Origin of the sequence: Paenibacillus favisporus (assembly GCF_040545415.1) — a bacterium.
Classification (GTDB): domain Bacteria; phylum Bacillota; class Bacilli; order Paenibacillales; family Paenibacillaceae; genus Paenibacillus_AQ; species Paenibacillus_AQ favisporus.
The window spans coordinates 261,395-278,283 of sequence record NZ_JBEPLV010000003.1; the positions used below are offsets into that span (position 1 = coordinate 261,395).

The following is a 16,889-nucleotide window of genomic DNA, read 5'->3' on the forward strand; positions in this document are numbered from 1 at the left end:
GGAACTGCCAAACAATTTTCCCGGGGGCCCGCCCGGTCGGGGCAAGCGTCGGGTTCATAACATGAACAATGAGCGCAGGAACACTGCGCCAGGAGGAAATGATGAAATCCCTTTTTCTATATAATTGGCAGGTACGCGATGAATGGTTTGATGTCTGCGCACAGTTAAGTCATGAAGAATTACTGAAGGAGCGAACGGGCGGAGTTGGCTCCATCCTGAAAACCTTGTTCCACATCGCTGACGTCGAGTACAGTTGGATGCTGGCTGCCGAAGGCAAGGAGGCTGCAGAACCAAAATTCGAGGATTTCGCGACCCTGAGCAAAGTCAGAGCCTTGTCCGACAGCTACGTGACAGAGCTTCGTCCGCTGATTCTGAGCCGAAGTCCTGAGCGGGACGGGGAAATCGTCAAGGCCGCCTGGCATGCCGAACCCTTGCGTTACGGGGAGGTCGCAAAGCACGTCATCGCCCATGAAATTCATCATATGGGCCAGCTGTCCGTTTGGGCCAAAGAGCTTCATGTGCCAAGGGTTTCGGCCAATTTTATCGGCCGTGGACTTGGTGAGCAGTAAAACTTGAAGGAAGGTAACCATTAGGCATGGAAATACAGATTCAACCGATGACCCGGGAAGCTGCCGCCCGGATATCTACATGGCGCTATCCGGCGCCGTACGACTTCTATAGTATGGCAGCAGATGAAGAAGATATATTGGAGCTGATGAACGGGGATTATGCAGCAGCGTCGGACTCCGCCGGAAATTTGGTCGGTTTTTACTGCACGGGCAATTCAGCCCGTGTTGCCGGAGGTTATGGGGCCGGTCTATATGAAGATGATACCTGCGTTGATTACGGATTGGGCATGAATCCCGAGCTGACGGGGCAGGGCGCCGGCCTGGATTTTGTAAAAGCAGGCATGGCTTATGTTTCCGATAAGTTTCTCGGCAAGGGAATCCGCCTAGCGGTGGCCAAATTCAATCAGCGTGCCGCAAAGGTATACAGCAGGGCAGGATTCAGGGAGACCTGCGAGTTCTCCTCGATGGTGGGGGGGCGGAACGTGCTCTTTATCGGCATGGTTTACAGATTTCCCGAAGATGCCCGGACAACATGATATAATAACTCCGGGGCTGACGGCCCCGGATGGAACGTCGCCGGGCAGCCATTGATATGCGCCCGGAGCAATTACTAAGAAAAATCAGGTGAACAACATGCGAATTGCGCTTTTTGATTCAGGCCTCGGCGGACTGACCGTGCTGTCTGAAGCCGTAAAGCAGCTGCCCAACGAAGACTTTTTATTTTTTGCAGACACGCTTCACGTTCCTTACGGAACCAAGACAAAGGATCAGGTTCTCGATTATGTCCGCCAGTCCGTGGACATGATTCTGCAGGACGAGATCAAAGCGCTTGTCATTGCCTGCAATACGGCGACGAGCGCCGCGGCGGAGGAGCTTCGCCGAGAATACGACATTCCGATCATCGGGATGGAGCCTGCGGTTAAGCCCGCGGTTGAAATGAACCGGCTGACCGGGAAAAGGGTGCTGGTGGCGGCAACCCCGCTGACCCTGCACCAGTCTAAATACACCCAGCTCGTTTCCAGGGTGGATGACCACAGCATCGTAGACTCCCTGCCGCTCCCCGAGCTGGTCGGATACTGCGAATCGCTGGAGTTCGACCCGGACCGGATGACACGTTATTTTCTGGATAAATTCGCCAATTACCGGCTGGAGGAATACGGAACCCTGGTGCTCGGATGCACGCATTATCCCTTCTATACCCGGATCTTGAGGCAGATTCTGCCGCCGCATATTGAGATCATTGACGGGAGCGCCGGGACGGTGCGGAGGCTGGACTATATTCTTAAGAAAACGGGAACGTCCGGAACGCAGCGCGGGGGAGATATCCGTTTTGCCTGTTCTAGCGGGGATCCGGAATATATAGCAAAAATGCATAGAGCTTACGACTACTACAGCACTCAGGTCGCCGGCTGCGAACGGGCCGTTGATCCTTCTTACTAAAGGGAACGCTGCATTCCGCTTAGCTCCAGTAGACGCTGCACAACGGGTCCTTCAAGTTTTCCGCCGTGGTAGCAAATGACGGACGATATGTCGTAGGCGGCCAGTTGGGCGATGGACTGCGTCGCAAGCGGCATATCGACGGTCGTGTCGGCATCCGGCCCATGCAGCTCTCCGTCAACGACCCGGAGGGCGTCGGCCGCGATCAGCGTCCGGGTCGGCCGATGGTATAAACTGATATGCCCGGGAGTGTGCCCCGGTGTGCCAATCACGACGATGCCGCCACAGATGGGGAGCTCTTCCCCTTCATGGATGATTGTATCGACAGGCGACCGGGGTGGATTCTCCAGCGTAGAAATAAAGGCATTACGCCATTCAGCAGGTACTTCCGGAGGCAGACACGCTTTGGCCCGTTCGATCGCCTCCGGGGTTACCTTGATCAAACGCTTTTCACCCTGAATATAGGGCCTTTCTTCTTGACTGGACATGACTTCGACCGGACGAGGGGCGTGCTGGCGTATGGCCGGCAGGCTGCCGATATGATCCAGATCCTGATGCGTAATAATGACATGGGTAATCAAATCGATCGATAGGCCATGGGACTTCATCTCTTCCCGCAAGAGGGGGTACTGACCGGGGTAGCCGGTGTCAATCAGGAGCGTATCGTTTCCATCCGTAATGACCGCAGGGTGAACGGTGTTAACGCTGCCCATCATGACGGCGGATACGTCCAGCATAAACACGCTTGCGGCAGTTTGGTTCGTACTCATCCTTCGATTCCTCCCTAATTCCAACTCATGGATTTCAAGACAGAGTCTATATTACGGACAGGGAACTCGATTGTCAAAATAAATATTTTATTATAACACAAATTTATGGTTTTGTCAACGTTTATTTTTGGCGCTATATGCAATATGGCAATCCGGCGTTTTTAGCGAAAATTTCAACATGAAGGGGGCACAGCGGTGCGTGATGTACAATACCCTGTCCTGCACACGGAGAGGCTGAGGTTGAGGCCGCTTGAGCCGGAGGACCGGGAAGACGTCTTTCGGCTGTTCTCCAACCCGGAAGTCACCCGGTTCATGGATATCGAGCCTTTGGTGAGCCTGGAGGAAGCGGACGAAATTATTGCGCTCACCCGCAGTTCCGGCTGCAGGTATGCCATATTTGACCGTGAGAACGATACGTTTATGGGCACCTGCGGATTCCACTGTTGGGTCCGGGACGGCGAAAGGGAAAGGGCGGAAATGGGCTATGATCTGTCTCCGGAGTATTGGGGCAGCGGTTATATGCCTGAGGCGCTCGAAGAATTGATGAAGGTCGGCTTTGAGGTGATGAAGCTGGATGAGATCGAAGCCCATGTAGAGCGGGATCATCCTCGATCGCAAAAGGTTCTTATGAGGCTCGGTTTTCGGGAAAACCACCTGCGGGACGGCCACTTGATCGTTTTCAGGGCCGGAAGAGAGGATTTTGCCAGGCGCCGCACCTTCAGGAACGCCATAACGCTCCGGCAGTCAGGGAATGCCGAGCAGTCCAGGGAAATTTGGCTTTCCCTGCTGGCGGAACAGCCTGAGCATCCGGTGATCTTGTATCAGACCGCATGGACTCACGACGTACTGGGCTTGGAGAAGGAAGCCGTGCCTTATTATGAAAAGGCGATTTCGCTCGGACTGCAAGGCGAAGAGCTGGCGGGGGCGATGCTTGGGCTCGGCAGTACATACCGTACGCTGGGACGATATGAGGACGCAAAGTCGCTGTTGAAGCAGGCGATGGAGAAGTTTCCCGAACGCAGGGAGTTTTCCGTTTTTTACGCCATGGCTCTGTACAATTTGGGGGAGCACGCCGCTGCAATGGAGGAGCTCCTCGGACAGCTTGCGGAAACCAGCGCGGACAGCGGGATCCAAGCGTACCGGAAGGCGATTGTCTTTTATGCCGATAAGCTGGATCAGGTGTGGGAATAGCCTTGTTAACGGCCAGCTGTGTGGGTACGAAAAAGGCTGAATGCAGGAGGAATCATGAACATACAGGGTGTGAATCATTTTTGTTTTTCCGTTTCGGATCTGGATCGGTCCATCGCTTTTTACAGGGAAGTTCTGGGCGCCCAGCTGCTCGTACAGGGCCGGAAGCTGGCTTACTTTGATCTTGCCGGCCTCTGGATTGCGCTGAATCAGGAGGATGCGGAGCGGGGGGATACACCATCGACTTATACGCATATCGCCTTTACGGTGAAAGATCAGGATTTCGAAGCCTGGCTGTCCCGGCTACAGCGTTACGGCGTTCGCGTACTTGAGGGCAGGCAGCGGGATGAGCGGGACAAGCTCTCGGTATATTTCCTGGACCCGGACGGGCACCGGTTTGAGCTTCATACCGGCACGCTTGCGGATCGGCTCGCCTATTATCGGGAGACGAAGGGCCATATGAAGTTTTATTACAAGGAGGATGTTGGCGAATGACGACGATCGGATTTGTAAGGCACGGCATCACGGATTGGAACATTGAGCGCAGGGCGCAAGGCCAGACGGATATCCCTTTGAACGAAACCGGGCGGGCCCAGGCAAGAGCCTTGGCTGCACGGCTGAAGAACGAGCGGTGGGACGCCGTCTATGCCAGCGATTTGTCGCGGGCGCGGGAAACCGCCGAAACGATTGCGGCCGCGCTGGGGCTCACCGTCCGGGTCGATCCGCGGCTGCGGGAAATCCACTGCGGTCAGATCGAAGGAACGATCGAGGAAGACCGGGTGCTTCGATGGGGTTATGACTGGGCTTCGCTGGATCTCGGGATCGAGACCGACGACTCGATGATTGCCAGAGGAATGGAGGCGGTCATGGACATTTGCGCCAGCCATCCTGAAGATCGCGTCCTCGTGGTGAGCCACGGGGCGCTGATCGGCACGCTGCTCCCTGTTCTGATTCCGCACACGGATACGTCCGAGCATCTGCATAACACATCCATCACCGTCATCCGAAAGATCGAGGAAAGCTGGGAATGCGGGCTTTTCAACTGCGTCAAGCATTTGGAGCAGCTAGCGATCTGAACGAGCCTGCCTGTTAAAGATCGGGTTTTAAGGCTGTGTGTCTCTGAACTTAATGGATATCAGTCTTTCGGTCACCGTGTTAAACCGGACGGTAGCCAGCACAGCTGCCGGCATGCCCTGCCGGCTCAGCAGCAGCTTGAACGTTTCTTCCGCTTCCGTCGGCGACAGATTGATGCGTCCGATATGCAGGTAATCCGTAATTTCCGAGTTGTATTTTTTCTGGGCTTCCTTCACGGCGATCAGGCCCCACTTGGCGTAGGGAGGATCAACGGAAGGGTCCGGCTCGGCAACGAGCAGCGAGAGAGACAGCGCGAGGGACAAGGCGACGGATTTGACGAATACGGCGGACATCCACTTCATAGCTCTATAGCCTCCTGAGTATAAATCTGACCGTTCGCGTGCAGCGAGAAGTGCCGGCATACATAGAGTTCCCATGTTTTGCAGGTCTATGAGGAATGCAGCCATAGTTTATCCGCAATGAAATCGGCAGGTCGTGCTACATAGAGGAATCGTGCTCGTCGTTTCGGGCTCGTCCGAAGCCTGCATTCGTCAACCCCAAGCTGGAACAAAGCTTTCCAAACATTGCAACATGAAGGCAGAAGGCACCACACGGCGGAGATACAGGCATCGGAGCTGCCTTGCGAAATCAAGCCATAGATGGGATGGGATCTTATGATAACGACCGTAACGATGAACGCAGCCATTGACAAAACATACTACTTGCCGGCATTTCCGCACGGGAAGGTATCCCGGGTCAGACAATATCTGGCAGCCCCCGGGGGGAAAGGCATTAATGTGGCGAAGGTCGCCGCGCAGCTCGGGGCGGAGGTTACCGCTTCGGGCATCGTCGGCGGCATGAACGGGGAAATCATCAAGAAGCAGCTCGATGATATGAGCATTGCACATCAATTTGTCGCCGTGGAAGGGGAGTCGAGATTATGCCTCAACATCATCGATGAAGAGACTGGGTCGTCGACAGAGCTTCTGGAGCCCGGTCCGGTGGTTGATAACCAGGCACTTGACGCGATGGAGCAGACGATAGCCGCTCTGGCACGCACATCGAAAGTCGTCTGCATCAGCGGCAGCCTGCCGGCCGGGGCCCCGGCCGATTATTACATCCGTCTTGTCGGGTCCGCCAAAAAGGAAGGCGCGTACGTGATTCTTGACGCCAGCGGTGACGCGCTCCGATTCGGACTGCAGGCGAATCCGGATATGATCAAGCCCAACGAAGAAGAGGTTGCTGCTCTGCTTGGCACGGGCATCCGGGATGAACAGGAGCTGCTCCGGGCGATGGAAGACTTGCTCCGCGAATACCGGATGGAGCGCGTCTGCGTGTCGCTCGGGGGTGCCGGATCGCTGACAGTCACATCGCAGGGACGTTATCGTGCCGTAACCCCTCCGATTCAGGTGGTCAATACGGTAGGCTGCGGCGATTCCTTTGTGGCGGGCATGGCCGTGTCGCTGCTGAAGCAGCTCCCCGCCGAGGAGGGCATAGCTATGGCCGCTGCCGCAGGGACGGCGAACGCCTTATCGGCCATGGCCGGCAGCGTCGATCCGGACACCTTCCGCCGGCTGCTTGGCCAAGTGGAGATCAGCAGAATTTAAGCTACGAATGAAAGCTTTATATTTGTGCACAGGCTGCGGTTCCTGGATCGCGGCCTGTTTGACTACATGGTGATATCAGGGAGGAATAGCCCTGCCGCAAGGCGAATCTATTAATGCGGCTTTACAGCCCATCGACTAAGATAAAGAAGGGGTGAACGGCTTGATTCAAGCATTGATTTTTGATTTTGACGGTCTCATCGTCGATACCGAAACGCCGGCCTATCACGCTTTCTGTGAGATTTACCGGGAGCATGGCACCGAACTGCCGCTGGAGACGTACGCGAAGTGCGTCGGCACCAATTTCGACGTATTTAATCCGTATACGTATTTGTCCGAGTGCCTGGGCAGGGAAGTGGATCCGGCCCTCGTCAAGGAACAGGTCAATGTCATCTACCGGGAGCTGCTTAAGGATGTTGAAGTCAGACCGGGGGTTGAGGACTATTTGGCGGAGGCCAAGCGGCTCGGGCTGAAGATCGCGCTGGCATCAAGCTCTTATTACAACTGGATTGAGCCATATTTCAACAAATTCGAACTGGAATCTTACTTCGACGTTATTTGTACTGCGGACCTCGTGTCCAAGGTCAAACCGGATCCCGAGCTGTACCTGCTGGCATTGCAGAAGCTGGAGGTAACTCCGGATCAGGCTGTGTCTTTTGAGGATTCGCTTAACGGCTTTATTGCAGCCAAAGGAGCAGGCGTACATACGGTGATCGTGCCTAACTCGATGACCCAGACCTTCCCTTTTGAAGGCTATGACATGATGATTTCCAGCATGTCGGAGATGAAGCTGCAGGATCTTGTCCGGGAGCTGGAAGCGTAAGGCCGCAAAAGCCCGGAAAAACCTGTGCTTTTTTGCAACTTATTGATTGACGTATATTGGCAGTGCCCCTTATGATAATGAATAATCCAGTGGTTATTTAATTCTATGAAAAATATCCGGGCAGGCAGTTCATGCACCCGTGTGCTCCGCCTGATACGGTATTTTTCGCACTTATTTACTTTAATGCTTTCGTATATGACAGCGTTAAAGAAGAGAATCGGAAGGGGTTATGAACATGAAAAAGAGAAATTTGCTATTATCCGTCGTGATGTCCGCACTCCTCGTAACCATGGCGGCCGGCTGCGGAAACTCGGGCACCAAATCCAGTGAAGCCGGGTCAGGTAGCGGAACCGGGACCGATGCAGGTAGCACAGACAAAAAGACCTACACCGTAGCCATTTCGCAAATCGTCGAGCATCCTTCCCTGGATGCCACGCGCGAGGGCTTCATCGCCGCATTGAAGGATGCGGGGATTACGGAAGGCGATAATCTGAAGATCGATTTCAACAACGCGCAGGGAGATCCGGCTAACAACCTTTCCATTGCCCAAAAGATCGCCTCCGGCAAAAATGATCTCGTGCTCGGCATTTCTACCGGCTCGGCGCAAGCGCTCGTTCAGCAGGTGAAAGATACGCCGGTGCTGTTCGCGGCGGTTACCGATCCGTTGGATGCCAAGATCGTCTCAAACCTGGATCAGCCAGGGGGCAACGTAACCGGGGGCTCGGACACAAATCCGGTAGCGGTTCAACGTCTGATGGACTTCATTGCTGAGAGCTTCCCGAACGTGAAGAACGTCGGCATTGTCATTAACGAAGGCGAGCCTAACGCGATCGTGATGGCCAAAAATGCCGAGGAAACGCTGAAAAAGCATAACATCAAGCTGGTGCGCGCGGCGGTAACTAACACATCGGAAGTGAAACAGGCAGCCGAGTCCTTGGTGGGACGGGTGGATGCGCTGTTCATTACACTGGACAATACCGTTGTTGACGGCGTCGATTCCATTATCCAGCTGGCGAACGAGAAGCACATTCCGTTCTTCTCCAGCGACCGGGATACGGTCGAGAAGGGCGCCTTCGCTACGGTCGGTTTTAAATACTACGACCATGGCTACCAGGTAGGCCAGATGGCGGTCGATATTTTGAAGAACGGCAAGAAGCCGGGCGACATGAAGGTATCGGTGCAGGAGAAGCTGGACCTGATTCTGAACCTGAAGGCGGCTGAAGCGCAGGGAATCACAGTAACCGACGCCATGAAAGACAAAGTAACGGACAAAGAAAACGATATTATTCAGTAATCGAGCGATGGGGAGTGGCCGGAATCTTCGTCCACTCCCTTCGTCATAAGGGAGGCTGACACCATGCTGGATTCACTACTGGGAGCACTTGAGCTCGGGCTGCTGTACTCGCTGATGGCGCTCGGCGTATATATCACGTATCGCATTCTTGATTTTCCGGATCTGACGGTGGATGGCAGCTTCACCACCGGCGGCGGAATCGCCGCCGTGATGATTACCCACGGCTACAATCCGTGGCTGGCAAGCCTGGCGGCGTTCGGCGGCGGGCTTCTCGCGGGAATTTGTACCGGACTTCTCCATACCAAGGGGAAAATCAATGCACTGTTATCCGGTATTATCATGATGATTGCGCTGTATTCGATCAACATGCGGATTATGGGAAAACCCAACACGTCCTTGCTTGGGGAAAGCACCGTTTTTTCATCAGTGAACGCTTTCATTACGATGCCGATCGCGGTGATCCTGATTTTGCTCCTGCTGAATATGTTCCTGCGGACCGATTTGGGGCTTGCCTTACGCGCGACGGGAGATAACGCACGGATGATCCGCAGTTTCGGCGCCAATACAGACACGACGACGGTTCTCGGCGTCAGCCTGGCCAATGGACTGGTCGCCCTCTCCGGCGCACTGGTTGCCCAGGAGTCAGGATTTGCGGATATTTCCATGGGGATCGGCATGATCGTCATCGGGCTGGCTTCTGTCATTATCGGTGAGGCGATATTCGGAGCGACGAATGTGATCCATACGACCATTTCCGTCGTGCTCGGGGCGATCGTGTACCGGATCGTCGTGGCGCTCGCGCTCCGGGTGGAATGGCTCGATACGTCCGACCTGAAGCTCATCACTGCCATCATCGTGATCATCGCTTTGGTACTTCCAACCGCAAGGCGCGCTCTTCGACAGAAGCAGCTGGCCAAGCGCCGAACCGAAGAGCTGTCCAGCCAGCTGGGCAGCAGAACAAGCCGGACGGTCGGAGGTGATTTCTGATGCTGGAGCTGAGCAGAGTATCGAAGCTGTTTAATCCGGGCACGCCGGATGAAAAAATTGCGCTGCACGACATTTCGCTGAAGCTGAATCCCGGCGACTTCGTCACGGTGATCGGAAGTAACGGGGCGGGCAAGTCTACGCTGATGAACATCATTTCCGGTGTCATGAAGCCCGACGCAGGGGATGTGCGGATCGAGGGAGCGGTGATCAGCCAGCTTCCGGAATTCCGCCGGAGCCGCTGGATCGGCCGCGTATTCCAGGATCCGATGGCGGGCACCGCTCCCCACATGACGATCGAGGAAAACCTGGCAATGGCTTATACGAGAGGCAAGCAGAGAGGATTGGGGCTGAGCATCAAGTCCGGCCGGCGGGCGATGTTCAAGGAAGAGCTGTCCAAGCTCGGTATCGGCCTGGAAGGGCGGCTGCGGGCGAAGGTCGGATTGCTGTCCGGAGGAGAGCGTCAGGCACTCAGCTTGTTGATGGCCACCTTCACCAAGCCGCAAATTTTGCTGCTGGATGAGCATACCGCGGCGCTGGACCCTGCAAGGGCGGAGCTGATCACGCGACTCACCGACCGGATTGTTCGGGAGCTGAACCTGACGACCCTGATGGTCACGCACAATATGGAGCAGGCGATCCGGCTCGGCAACCGTTTGATCATGATGGACAAAGGCAGAATCATTCTGGACATCAACGAACAGCGGAAAAAGACGCTGACCGTCGAAGAGCTGCTGGCTGAATTCGAGCAAATCAGCGGACATAAGCTGTCCGACGACAGGGTTGTCCTGGGATAATATCTTTGAAGAATGAAGGGAAGAGGGCCTTCGCGGTTAAAGCCGCGGAGGCCTCTTTTTTGCTGCAGCAACGTGGGGAATCTATTGAATCCGAGCAGGAGAATCATCGATTAGACGATAATGGACACAGTTGTTATCCATACGTTTTCCATACAAATATACAATGGACTGCTTGGGCGGATCCACTGAAAACCACCTGCAGCGGGCTTCAGCGATGCGGCCCGTCAACGGTTCATCCTGCCTCGAAGATAACTCTAGTTATTGATATTCGTTCCAACAAGTTCTAAAATACTATATTGAATGAACTGGTCACTCTATAGTTATTAGAAGAAAGAGAACACCCGTTGGATGGAGGTTTCGATTTTGTTAGGAAAGATGAGGCTCAGCATTCGGTCCAAGATTATTCTTGGATATATTTTTGTGCTCGTGTGCGTCGTGGTGTTCCTGGGAGTGATTTCGAGCCGGGTTGCTTCGCTGCAGCGGGAAACTGATTTTATCAGCCAGCATGACATCGAGGTCCATGACCTGGCCCACAACATTGAAAAGTCCTTGCTGGACATGGAGACAGGCCAGCGCGGATATATGATCACGGGAGACACGAGCTATCTGGAGCCGTACACGGCGGCCAGCTCGAAATGGGAGAGCGAGTACAACCAGCTGTATCGTTTGCTGGCGGACAACCCTGAGCAGCAGAAAAATCTGGAGGACATCAAGGCGAATATCGACCGATGGATTGAGATCGCAGGCAAGCCGTCCATTGAGATGAAGCGTAGCGGTCAGGATGCTGAAGTTCGGACATTTTTCCAACGTGACCCGGGCAAGCCGGAAATGGACGCCATGCGGGAAAAATTAACGGCGTTTTTGGACACGGAGAAAGGGCTGACAAGCGAGCGGGTGCAGACGCTTGAGGACAATAACCGCAGACTGATCACGATCATCTATCTTCTTTGGATTGTGCTCGCGGCCGTATCCATCTCAGCAGCCGTGCTGATCTCCAGAAATATCGTTACGACGATCAAGGAAGTTACGGGCACAATTCGTGACATCGCCTCAGGCGGCAATTTGAACAAACGCATCCATACCCGCACGCGCGATGAAATCGCAGAACTCGGCAGTGCAACGAACGACCTGCTTCGGGAAGTGCAGCAGCAGAATGAAATGAAGGAACAGATTGCCGCCACCGCTACACTGCTTCAGAACGAAGCGGGCCTGGCCAGTCTAAGCCGCGTGTTTGTCAATCGGCTCGCTTCGATTTTCCAGGTGCCTTATATCGTATTGTACGAAGCCAAGGAGGAGGAGCTGGTGCGGCTCGCTTCCTATGCAGGAGAACACGAGGGTGAGGCAGGCAAATCGGTCATCGCCTGGGGTCAGGGACTTGTCGGTCAGTGTGCCGCCGATCAGAGCATGATCACGCTGGACCGGGTACCGAACAACTACATACACATCTCCTCGGGATTGGGGAGCGCCGTTCCGACCTATATTGCTGTTGCTCCGATCGTGTTCGAGGGAAGGACGCTGGCTGTGATCGAAATTGCCGCGCTGGTGACGTTCAGCAAGCACCAATTGGACATGCTGCAGCAGCTCTTGGATACGGTTGGCGTCACGATGCACAGCGTGATCAACCGAGCGCAAATCCAACGCTTGTATATGGAAGCCCAGACGATGAATGAAGAGCTTCAAGCCCAGTCTGAGGAACTGCAGGTGCAGACGGAAGAACTGCAGGTTCAGTCCGAAGAGCTGCAGATGCAAACCGACGAGCTCCAAAGCTTGAATGACAAACTGGAATATCAGAAGGCTCAGGCGGAGGAAGCGGCGGCCGAGATGGAAAAATACGCGGAACAGGCGAAGCTCAGTTCCAATTATAAATCCGAGTTTTTGGCCAACATGTCGCACGAGTTACGCACTCCGCTGAACAGCATGCTTATTCTGTCTCAGATTTTGTCAGAAAATAAGAACGGAACGCTGCAGGAGGAAGAGGTCAATTACGCCAAGGTCATCCATTCCTCCGGTACAGACCTATTGCGGCTGATCAACGATATTTTGGATTTATCCAAGGTGGAATCGGGACAGATTCAGCTGGATATTAGCTCGATCAACGCGAGTGAGCTGCCGGAGGTCATGTACCGCTACTTTGCCAAAACGGCCGAGGCCAAGTCGCTGGACTTCAAAGTCGAAATCGCGCCGAACGTAGGCGACGTCTTTTTCAGCGACGAGTTAAGACTCCATCAAATATTGCGGAACCTGTTGTCCAATGCGTTCAAGTTTACCGAACGCGGGGAAGTGTCTTTAAGCATATACAAGCTCGACTCGGTTTCGACCCCGCAGTTTTCCATGCCTTATGAGACATTGGCCTTTGCGGTTCGCGATACCGGAATCGGAATTACCGAGGAGCAGCAGCAGGTGATCTTCGAGGCCTTTAAACAGGCGGATGGAGCAACGGCGCGGAAATATGGCGGCACAGGACTCGGACTGTCTATCTCGCTTCAATTTGCCAAACTGCTGGGAGGAGAGCTGGTCGTGGAGAGCGAACCCGGCAAAGGAAGCACGTTCACCCTTTACCTCCCTTACCAGACCGAGTATGTCGATGAGTCGCCGATGCTTGTGATGCAAGCCGAGGCAGCGGCAGCCGTCTCCGGTCCGTTAAGTACGGCTTCGGCGCAAGCTGCGCGTCCTGTGGGGAGTCGGATTTATGCGCAGGAGCCTGCCGCCGATCCGCCGGCCGCAGAGGATATGTTCCTGGAAGACTCGGCCTTGTTCGATGGGAAGAAAATTCTCGTTGTTGACGACGACATTCGAAACGTATATGCGCTGGCCAATGCCTTGGAGAGATATAATATGCAGGTGCTCACCGCACAGAACGGATACGAGTGCCTGGACTTGCTTCAGGCCGAACCGGATATCGATATGATTCTGATGGACATTATGATGCCGGAAATGGACGGTTACCAGACGATGCGGAATATCCGCCAGACGCTGGAGATGACCGATCTGCCGATTGTTGCGTTGACTGCCAAGGCGATGAAAGAGGATCGGGATAAGTGCTTGGCGGCCGGCGCGTCCGACTATTTGAGCAAACCGCTGAACATCAATGAAGTGATTGCCAGAATTAAAGTTTGGCTGACGAGATCAGAAATATGATATTGTAATCGATTAAATAATAAGCGACCCAGCGGGAAGTCTCCGGTTCGGTCGCTTTTTATTTGGTTAAACCGCCGAAATCAGAGCGGTTTTTGAAAAACTTGCCTTGACAATAGGATAGTTAGGTGAGAAAATGTACGCGCGTACATCATTCGGAAAAGGGGGAGTTGCCATCGCATCCCGCAAAGAGGTGGCCGAACTAGCCGGGGTATCGGAAGCGACGGTGTCGCGGGTGCTCAACGGAGTCGGCCCCATGAAAGAAGAAACGAGACAACGCGTCATGGAAGCTGCCAAGAAGCTGAATTACGTTCCCAGTGCACTGGCCCGTAATTTTGCGACCAGCCGCAGCGGCAACATTGGTGTCGTTCTTCCATATGTGCCGAAGGTGCATATGTTTTCGAGCTTTTTCTTCTCGGAAATTTTAAGCGGTATCGGCAGCAAAGCCCGAGAGCTGGGTCATGATATCCTGCTGCTGTTTCAGACGCCCGGCGAGTCCATGGATTATGTCCGCTGGTTTCATGCGCATAAAATCGATACATGCATCATCCTGGGGGCGAAGGATGATCCGGAAGAACTGCTGGCCCTTCGCCGTCTCGCAGAGGAAGGACTGCCTTTCTGCCTGATCAATCAGCACTTTGAAGGCGAGCCCTTCAGTGAGGTCGATGCAGACCATGTACAGGGCAGCTATATGGCGGTCCGCCATCTGATCGAACAGGGATATCGCCGGATCGCGTTCATGAATGGGCCGCTGACCTACTCCAACAGCCGGGATCGCCTTCAAGGCTGCGAGAAAGCGCTGGCCGAGGCGGGTTTGGTGCTGGAGGAGGAACTGATCTTCCGCGGAAACTTCAGCCGCAGCAGCGGCATCACCGCTGCTTCCGAATTAATGAAGGTCATTGATCAGGTGGATGCCGTCTTTGCCGCAAACGACCGGATGGCCATCGGTTTGATGCAGGGTCTCCGGGACCATGGGCTGTCCGAAGAGCGTTTTCCGGCCATGTTCGGCTACGACAATTCGGATGCTTCACAGGTAACGACGCCTGAGCTGAGCAGCGTAAAGGTTCCTTTCTATGAAATGGGGGAAATTGCGGTCGCTGAAGTGCTGAAGCGGCTGGAGCAGGGAGCATCGGCTCCGGGTCAACCCTTTCGGATCATGCTTCCGACGGAGCTGGTCATCCGGGCATCGTCCCAGAATCTGCGGCTCTGATGAGCCAGAAAGTCCAATATACCAAAGAGATGGAGGAATTCGGATGGAAATGAAAGCGCTGCGAATTGGCATGGTAGGCTACAAATTTATGGGGAAGGCCCACAGCAATGCTTACCGGGCGCTGCCCATGTTTTTCCCGGAGGCGCCGATTCAGCCGCAGATGGCTGCGATTTGCGGCCGTGATGCCGATGCGGTACAGCAGGCGGCCGGGCAGTACGGCTGGGCCGAAACGGAGACGGATTGGCGAAACCTGGTTGCGCGGGATGACATCGACCTGATCGACATCAACGCGCCGAGTGATGCGCATAAGGACATCGCGCTGGCTGCAGCCAAGGCAGGGAAGCATATTTTCTGCGAGAAGCCGCTGGCCCTGACGCTTGCCGACTCGCGTGAAATGCTGAAGGCTGCGGAGGAGGCGGGAGTGAAGCACATGGTCGGCTTTAACTACCGGTTCTCGCCTGCGGTCCGGCTGGCGAAAAGTCTGATCGAAAGCGGCCGGCTGGGACAGATCTATCATTTCCGCGCCTGGTTTCTGCAGGACTGGATTCTGGACCCTGCCTTCCCGTTAGTATGGCGGCTGCAGAAAGATATCGCGGGTTCGGGCTCTCACGGCGATCTTGGGGCCCATCTGATCGACTTGGCCCATTACCTCGTCGGCGATATTCAGGAAGTCATCGGCATGAGCGAAACGTTTATCAAGGAGAGACCGCTCGCAGAAAATATGACCGGACTCAGCGCCAAAGGCAGTCTGGGCGGACCGATGGGCAAAGTGACCGTCGATGATGCAACCCTGTTTATGGCCCGGTTCACAGGAGGCGCACTCGGTAGCTTTGAGGCGACCCGGTTTGCGGCGGGACACCGCAGCACGAACTCGTTCGAGATCAACGGCAGCAAAGGCAGTGTCAAGTTTGATTTTGAGCGGATGAACGAGCTGGAAGTGTACTTTACCGATGACCAGGAGGATGTGCAGGGCTTCCGCCGGGTGCTTGCGACCGACGCCGCTCATGCGTATTCGCATGCCTGGTGGCCGGCAGGACACACTATCGGCTTCGAACACACGTTTACGCATGAAATGCTGGAGCTGATGGAAGCGATTCACGAGGACAGACAGCCTTCCCCGAACTTCAACGACGGTGTGAAATGCCAGGCTGTGCTTGAGGCGGTGGAGCGTTCCGTAGAGGAGCGGCGCTGGGTGGAAATTTCGGAAATGTAGGCCAATCAGGCGATGGTATTGAACAACGAATAGCGAGCATATCAAGCATAGACAAGGAGCGTGCCGCATGAAAAAAGCACTGATTGTATGGGGCGGATGGGATGGCCATGAGCCCAAGCAGGTGGCAGAGATTTTTAAAAATGTGCTGGAAGCCGAGCAGTTTGAAGTAGAAGTATCGGATACGCTGGAAGCGTTTGCCGACAAGGAGAAGCTCCTCGGTCTTGATCTGATCGTCCCTTGCTGGACGATGGGAGAAATCCGGAATGAGCTGGTGAGCAACGTGTCGGAGGCCGTGCAGAGCGGCGTGGGCCTTGCCGGCTGCCACGGCGGCATGTGCGACTCCTTCCGGACGCAGGTCGATTGGCAGTTCATGACTGGCGGACAGTGGGTCGCCCACCCGGGGAATGACGGGGTTCGATACATGGTTAACGTGACAGACGAAGAGGAAGGCTCCCTGCTGCAGGGGATTGCGGACTTCGAGGTCGCGAGCGAGCAGTATTACCTGCATGTGGATCCGGCAGTGGAAGTTCACGCCACAACCCGCTTCCCGGTCGTTCATGGCCCGCATTCGGCCAACAAACCGGTTGACATGCCGGTAGTCTGGACGAAGTACTGGGGCGGCGGACGCGTCTTCTACAATTCGCTCGGGCACCATGCGGATATCGTCGACATGCCACAGGTGAAGGAAATGATGAGACGCGGCTTTGTATGGGCCGCCGAAGGCAAAGAAGCCGGCTCCGACTGGAAGCCGGAGACCGCATATAACGGCATGGCAGACAGCCAGTATTAAG

17 protein-coding genes are annotated in these 16,889 nt (G+C 54.9%); 15 read left to right on the plus strand and 2 right to left on the minus strand.

Translation table 11 applies throughout. The annotated features are described in order from the left end of the window. Positions 1-101: 101 nt before the first annotated feature. From ABID47_RS14385 to murI, 3 genes are all read left to right on the plus strand, one after another. Positions 102-569, plus strand: a complete 468-nt coding sequence (locus ABID47_RS14385) for a DinB family protein (protein WP_076167774.1) — start codon at positions 102-104, stop codon at positions 567-569. 26 nt (positions 570-595) lie between these two features. After that, positions 596-1,105 carry a GNAT family N-acetyltransferase gene (locus ABID47_RS14390; RefSeq protein ID WP_354497621.1) on the plus strand — a complete coding sequence of 170 codons (510 nt, stop codon included), beginning with the start codon at positions 596-598 and terminating at the stop codon, positions 1,103-1,105. A gap of 97 nt (positions 1,106-1,202) precedes the next feature. Next, positions 1,203-2,009 carry a glutamate racemase gene (gene murI / locus ABID47_RS14395; protein ID WP_354497623.1) on the plus strand — a complete coding sequence of 269 codons (807 nt, stop codon included), beginning with the start codon at positions 1,203-1,205 and terminating at the stop codon, positions 2,007-2,009. Here the strand turns inward: murI and ABID47_RS14400 are convergent. Next, the gene (locus ABID47_RS14400; RefSeq protein WP_354497625.1) at positions 2,006-2,776 is read right to left on the minus strand and encodes an MBL fold metallo-hydrolase; all 771 of its coding nucleotides are present in this window, start codon (positions 2,774-2,776) and stop codon (positions 2,006-2,008) included. The two genes, murI and ABID47_RS14400, sit on opposite strands and share 4 nt — an antisense overlap. A gap of 195 nt (positions 2,777-2,971) precedes the next feature. Here ABID47_RS14400 and ABID47_RS14405 point away from each other — a divergent pair, with 195 nt between their 5' ends. From ABID47_RS14405 to ABID47_RS14415, 3 genes are read left to right on the plus strand one after another with little or no spacing between them, the layout of a single operon-like run. Then, positions 2,972-3,967 (plus strand): tetratricopeptide repeat protein, encoded by a 996-nt coding sequence (locus tag ABID47_RS14405; RefSeq protein WP_354497627.1) that lies wholly within the window; start codon positions 2,972-2,974, stop codon positions 3,965-3,967. 54 nt (positions 3,968-4,021) lie between these two features. Further along, a complete protein-coding gene (gene fosB / locus ABID47_RS14410) occupies positions 4,022-4,459 on the plus strand; it encodes a metallothiol transferase FosB (protein ID WP_354497629.1) in 438 nt (145 codons plus the stop codon). Next, positions 4,456-5,040: a histidine phosphatase family protein gene (locus ABID47_RS14415; RefSeq protein ID WP_251674705.1), complete on the plus strand. Its 585-nt coding sequence runs from the start codon at positions 4,456-4,458 to the stop codon at positions 5,038-5,040. The genes fosB and ABID47_RS14415 overlap by 4 nt, the downstream gene beginning before the upstream one ends. A gap of 27 nt (positions 5,041-5,067) precedes the next feature. On the opposite strand, the gene ABID47_RS14420 is transcribed toward ABID47_RS14415, so the two are convergent. After that, positions 5,068-5,400 carry a DUF3889 domain-containing protein gene (locus tag ABID47_RS14420; RefSeq protein WP_076167758.1) on the minus strand — a complete coding sequence of 111 codons (333 nt, stop codon included), beginning with the start codon at positions 5,398-5,400 and terminating at the stop codon, positions 5,068-5,070. Positions 5,401-5,712: 312 nt separating this feature from the next. On the opposite strand from ABID47_RS14420, the gene pfkB reads away from it, so the two are divergent. The 9 genes from pfkB (at position 5,713) to ABID47_RS14465 (ending at position 16,888) form a co-directional block, all read left to right on the plus strand. Further along, the gene (pfkB, locus tag ABID47_RS14425) at positions 5,713-6,645 is read left to right on the plus strand and encodes a 1-phosphofructokinase (RefSeq protein ID WP_251674709.1); all 933 of its coding nucleotides are present in this window, start codon (positions 5,713-5,715) and stop codon (positions 6,643-6,645) included. 160 nt (positions 6,646-6,805) lie between these two features. Continuing rightward, positions 6,806-7,465, plus strand: coding sequence for an HAD family hydrolase (locus ABID47_RS14430; protein ID WP_152402455.1), 660 nt, complete (start codon positions 6,806-6,808; stop codon positions 7,463-7,465). Positions 7,466-7,700: 235 nt separating this feature from the next. After that, positions 7,701-8,759 carry an ABC transporter substrate-binding protein gene (locus ABID47_RS14435; RefSeq protein ID WP_116231127.1) on the plus strand — a complete coding sequence of 353 codons (1,059 nt, stop codon included), beginning with the start codon at positions 7,701-7,703 and terminating at the stop codon, positions 8,757-8,759. A gap of 63 nt (positions 8,760-8,822) precedes the next feature. After that, positions 8,823-9,746, plus strand: coding sequence for an ABC transporter permease (locus tag ABID47_RS14440; protein WP_116231126.1), 924 nt, complete (start codon positions 8,823-8,825; stop codon positions 9,744-9,746). Further along, positions 9,746-10,540: an ABC transporter ATP-binding protein gene (locus tag ABID47_RS14445; RefSeq protein ID WP_076167745.1), complete on the plus strand. Its 795-nt coding sequence runs from the start codon at positions 9,746-9,748 to the stop codon at positions 10,538-10,540. The genes ABID47_RS14440 and ABID47_RS14445 overlap by 1 nt, the downstream gene beginning before the upstream one ends. Before the next feature lie 363 nt (positions 10,541-10,903). Next, positions 10,904-13,678 carry a CHASE3 domain-containing protein gene (locus ABID47_RS14450; protein WP_354497633.1) on the plus strand — a complete coding sequence of 925 codons (2,775 nt, stop codon included), beginning with the start codon at positions 10,904-10,906 and terminating at the stop codon, positions 13,676-13,678. A gap of 133 nt (positions 13,679-13,811) precedes the next feature. After that, on the plus strand, positions 13,812-14,885 hold the full coding sequence (locus ABID47_RS14455; protein ID WP_152402461.1) for a LacI family DNA-binding transcriptional regulator: 1,074 nt from the start codon (positions 13,812-13,814) through the stop codon (positions 14,883-14,885). A 49-nt stretch (positions 14,886-14,934) separates the two neighbouring features. Then, positions 14,935-16,098 (plus strand): Gfo/Idh/MocA family protein, encoded by a 1,164-nt coding sequence (locus ABID47_RS14460; protein ID WP_116231749.1) that lies wholly within the window; start codon positions 14,935-14,937, stop codon positions 16,096-16,098. Between the two features lie 67 nt (positions 16,099-16,165). After that, the gene (locus ABID47_RS14465) at positions 16,166-16,888 is read left to right on the plus strand and encodes a ThuA domain-containing protein (RefSeq protein WP_076167741.1); all 723 of its coding nucleotides are present in this window, start codon (positions 16,166-16,168) and stop codon (positions 16,886-16,888) included. Position 16,889 lies beyond the last annotated feature (1 nt).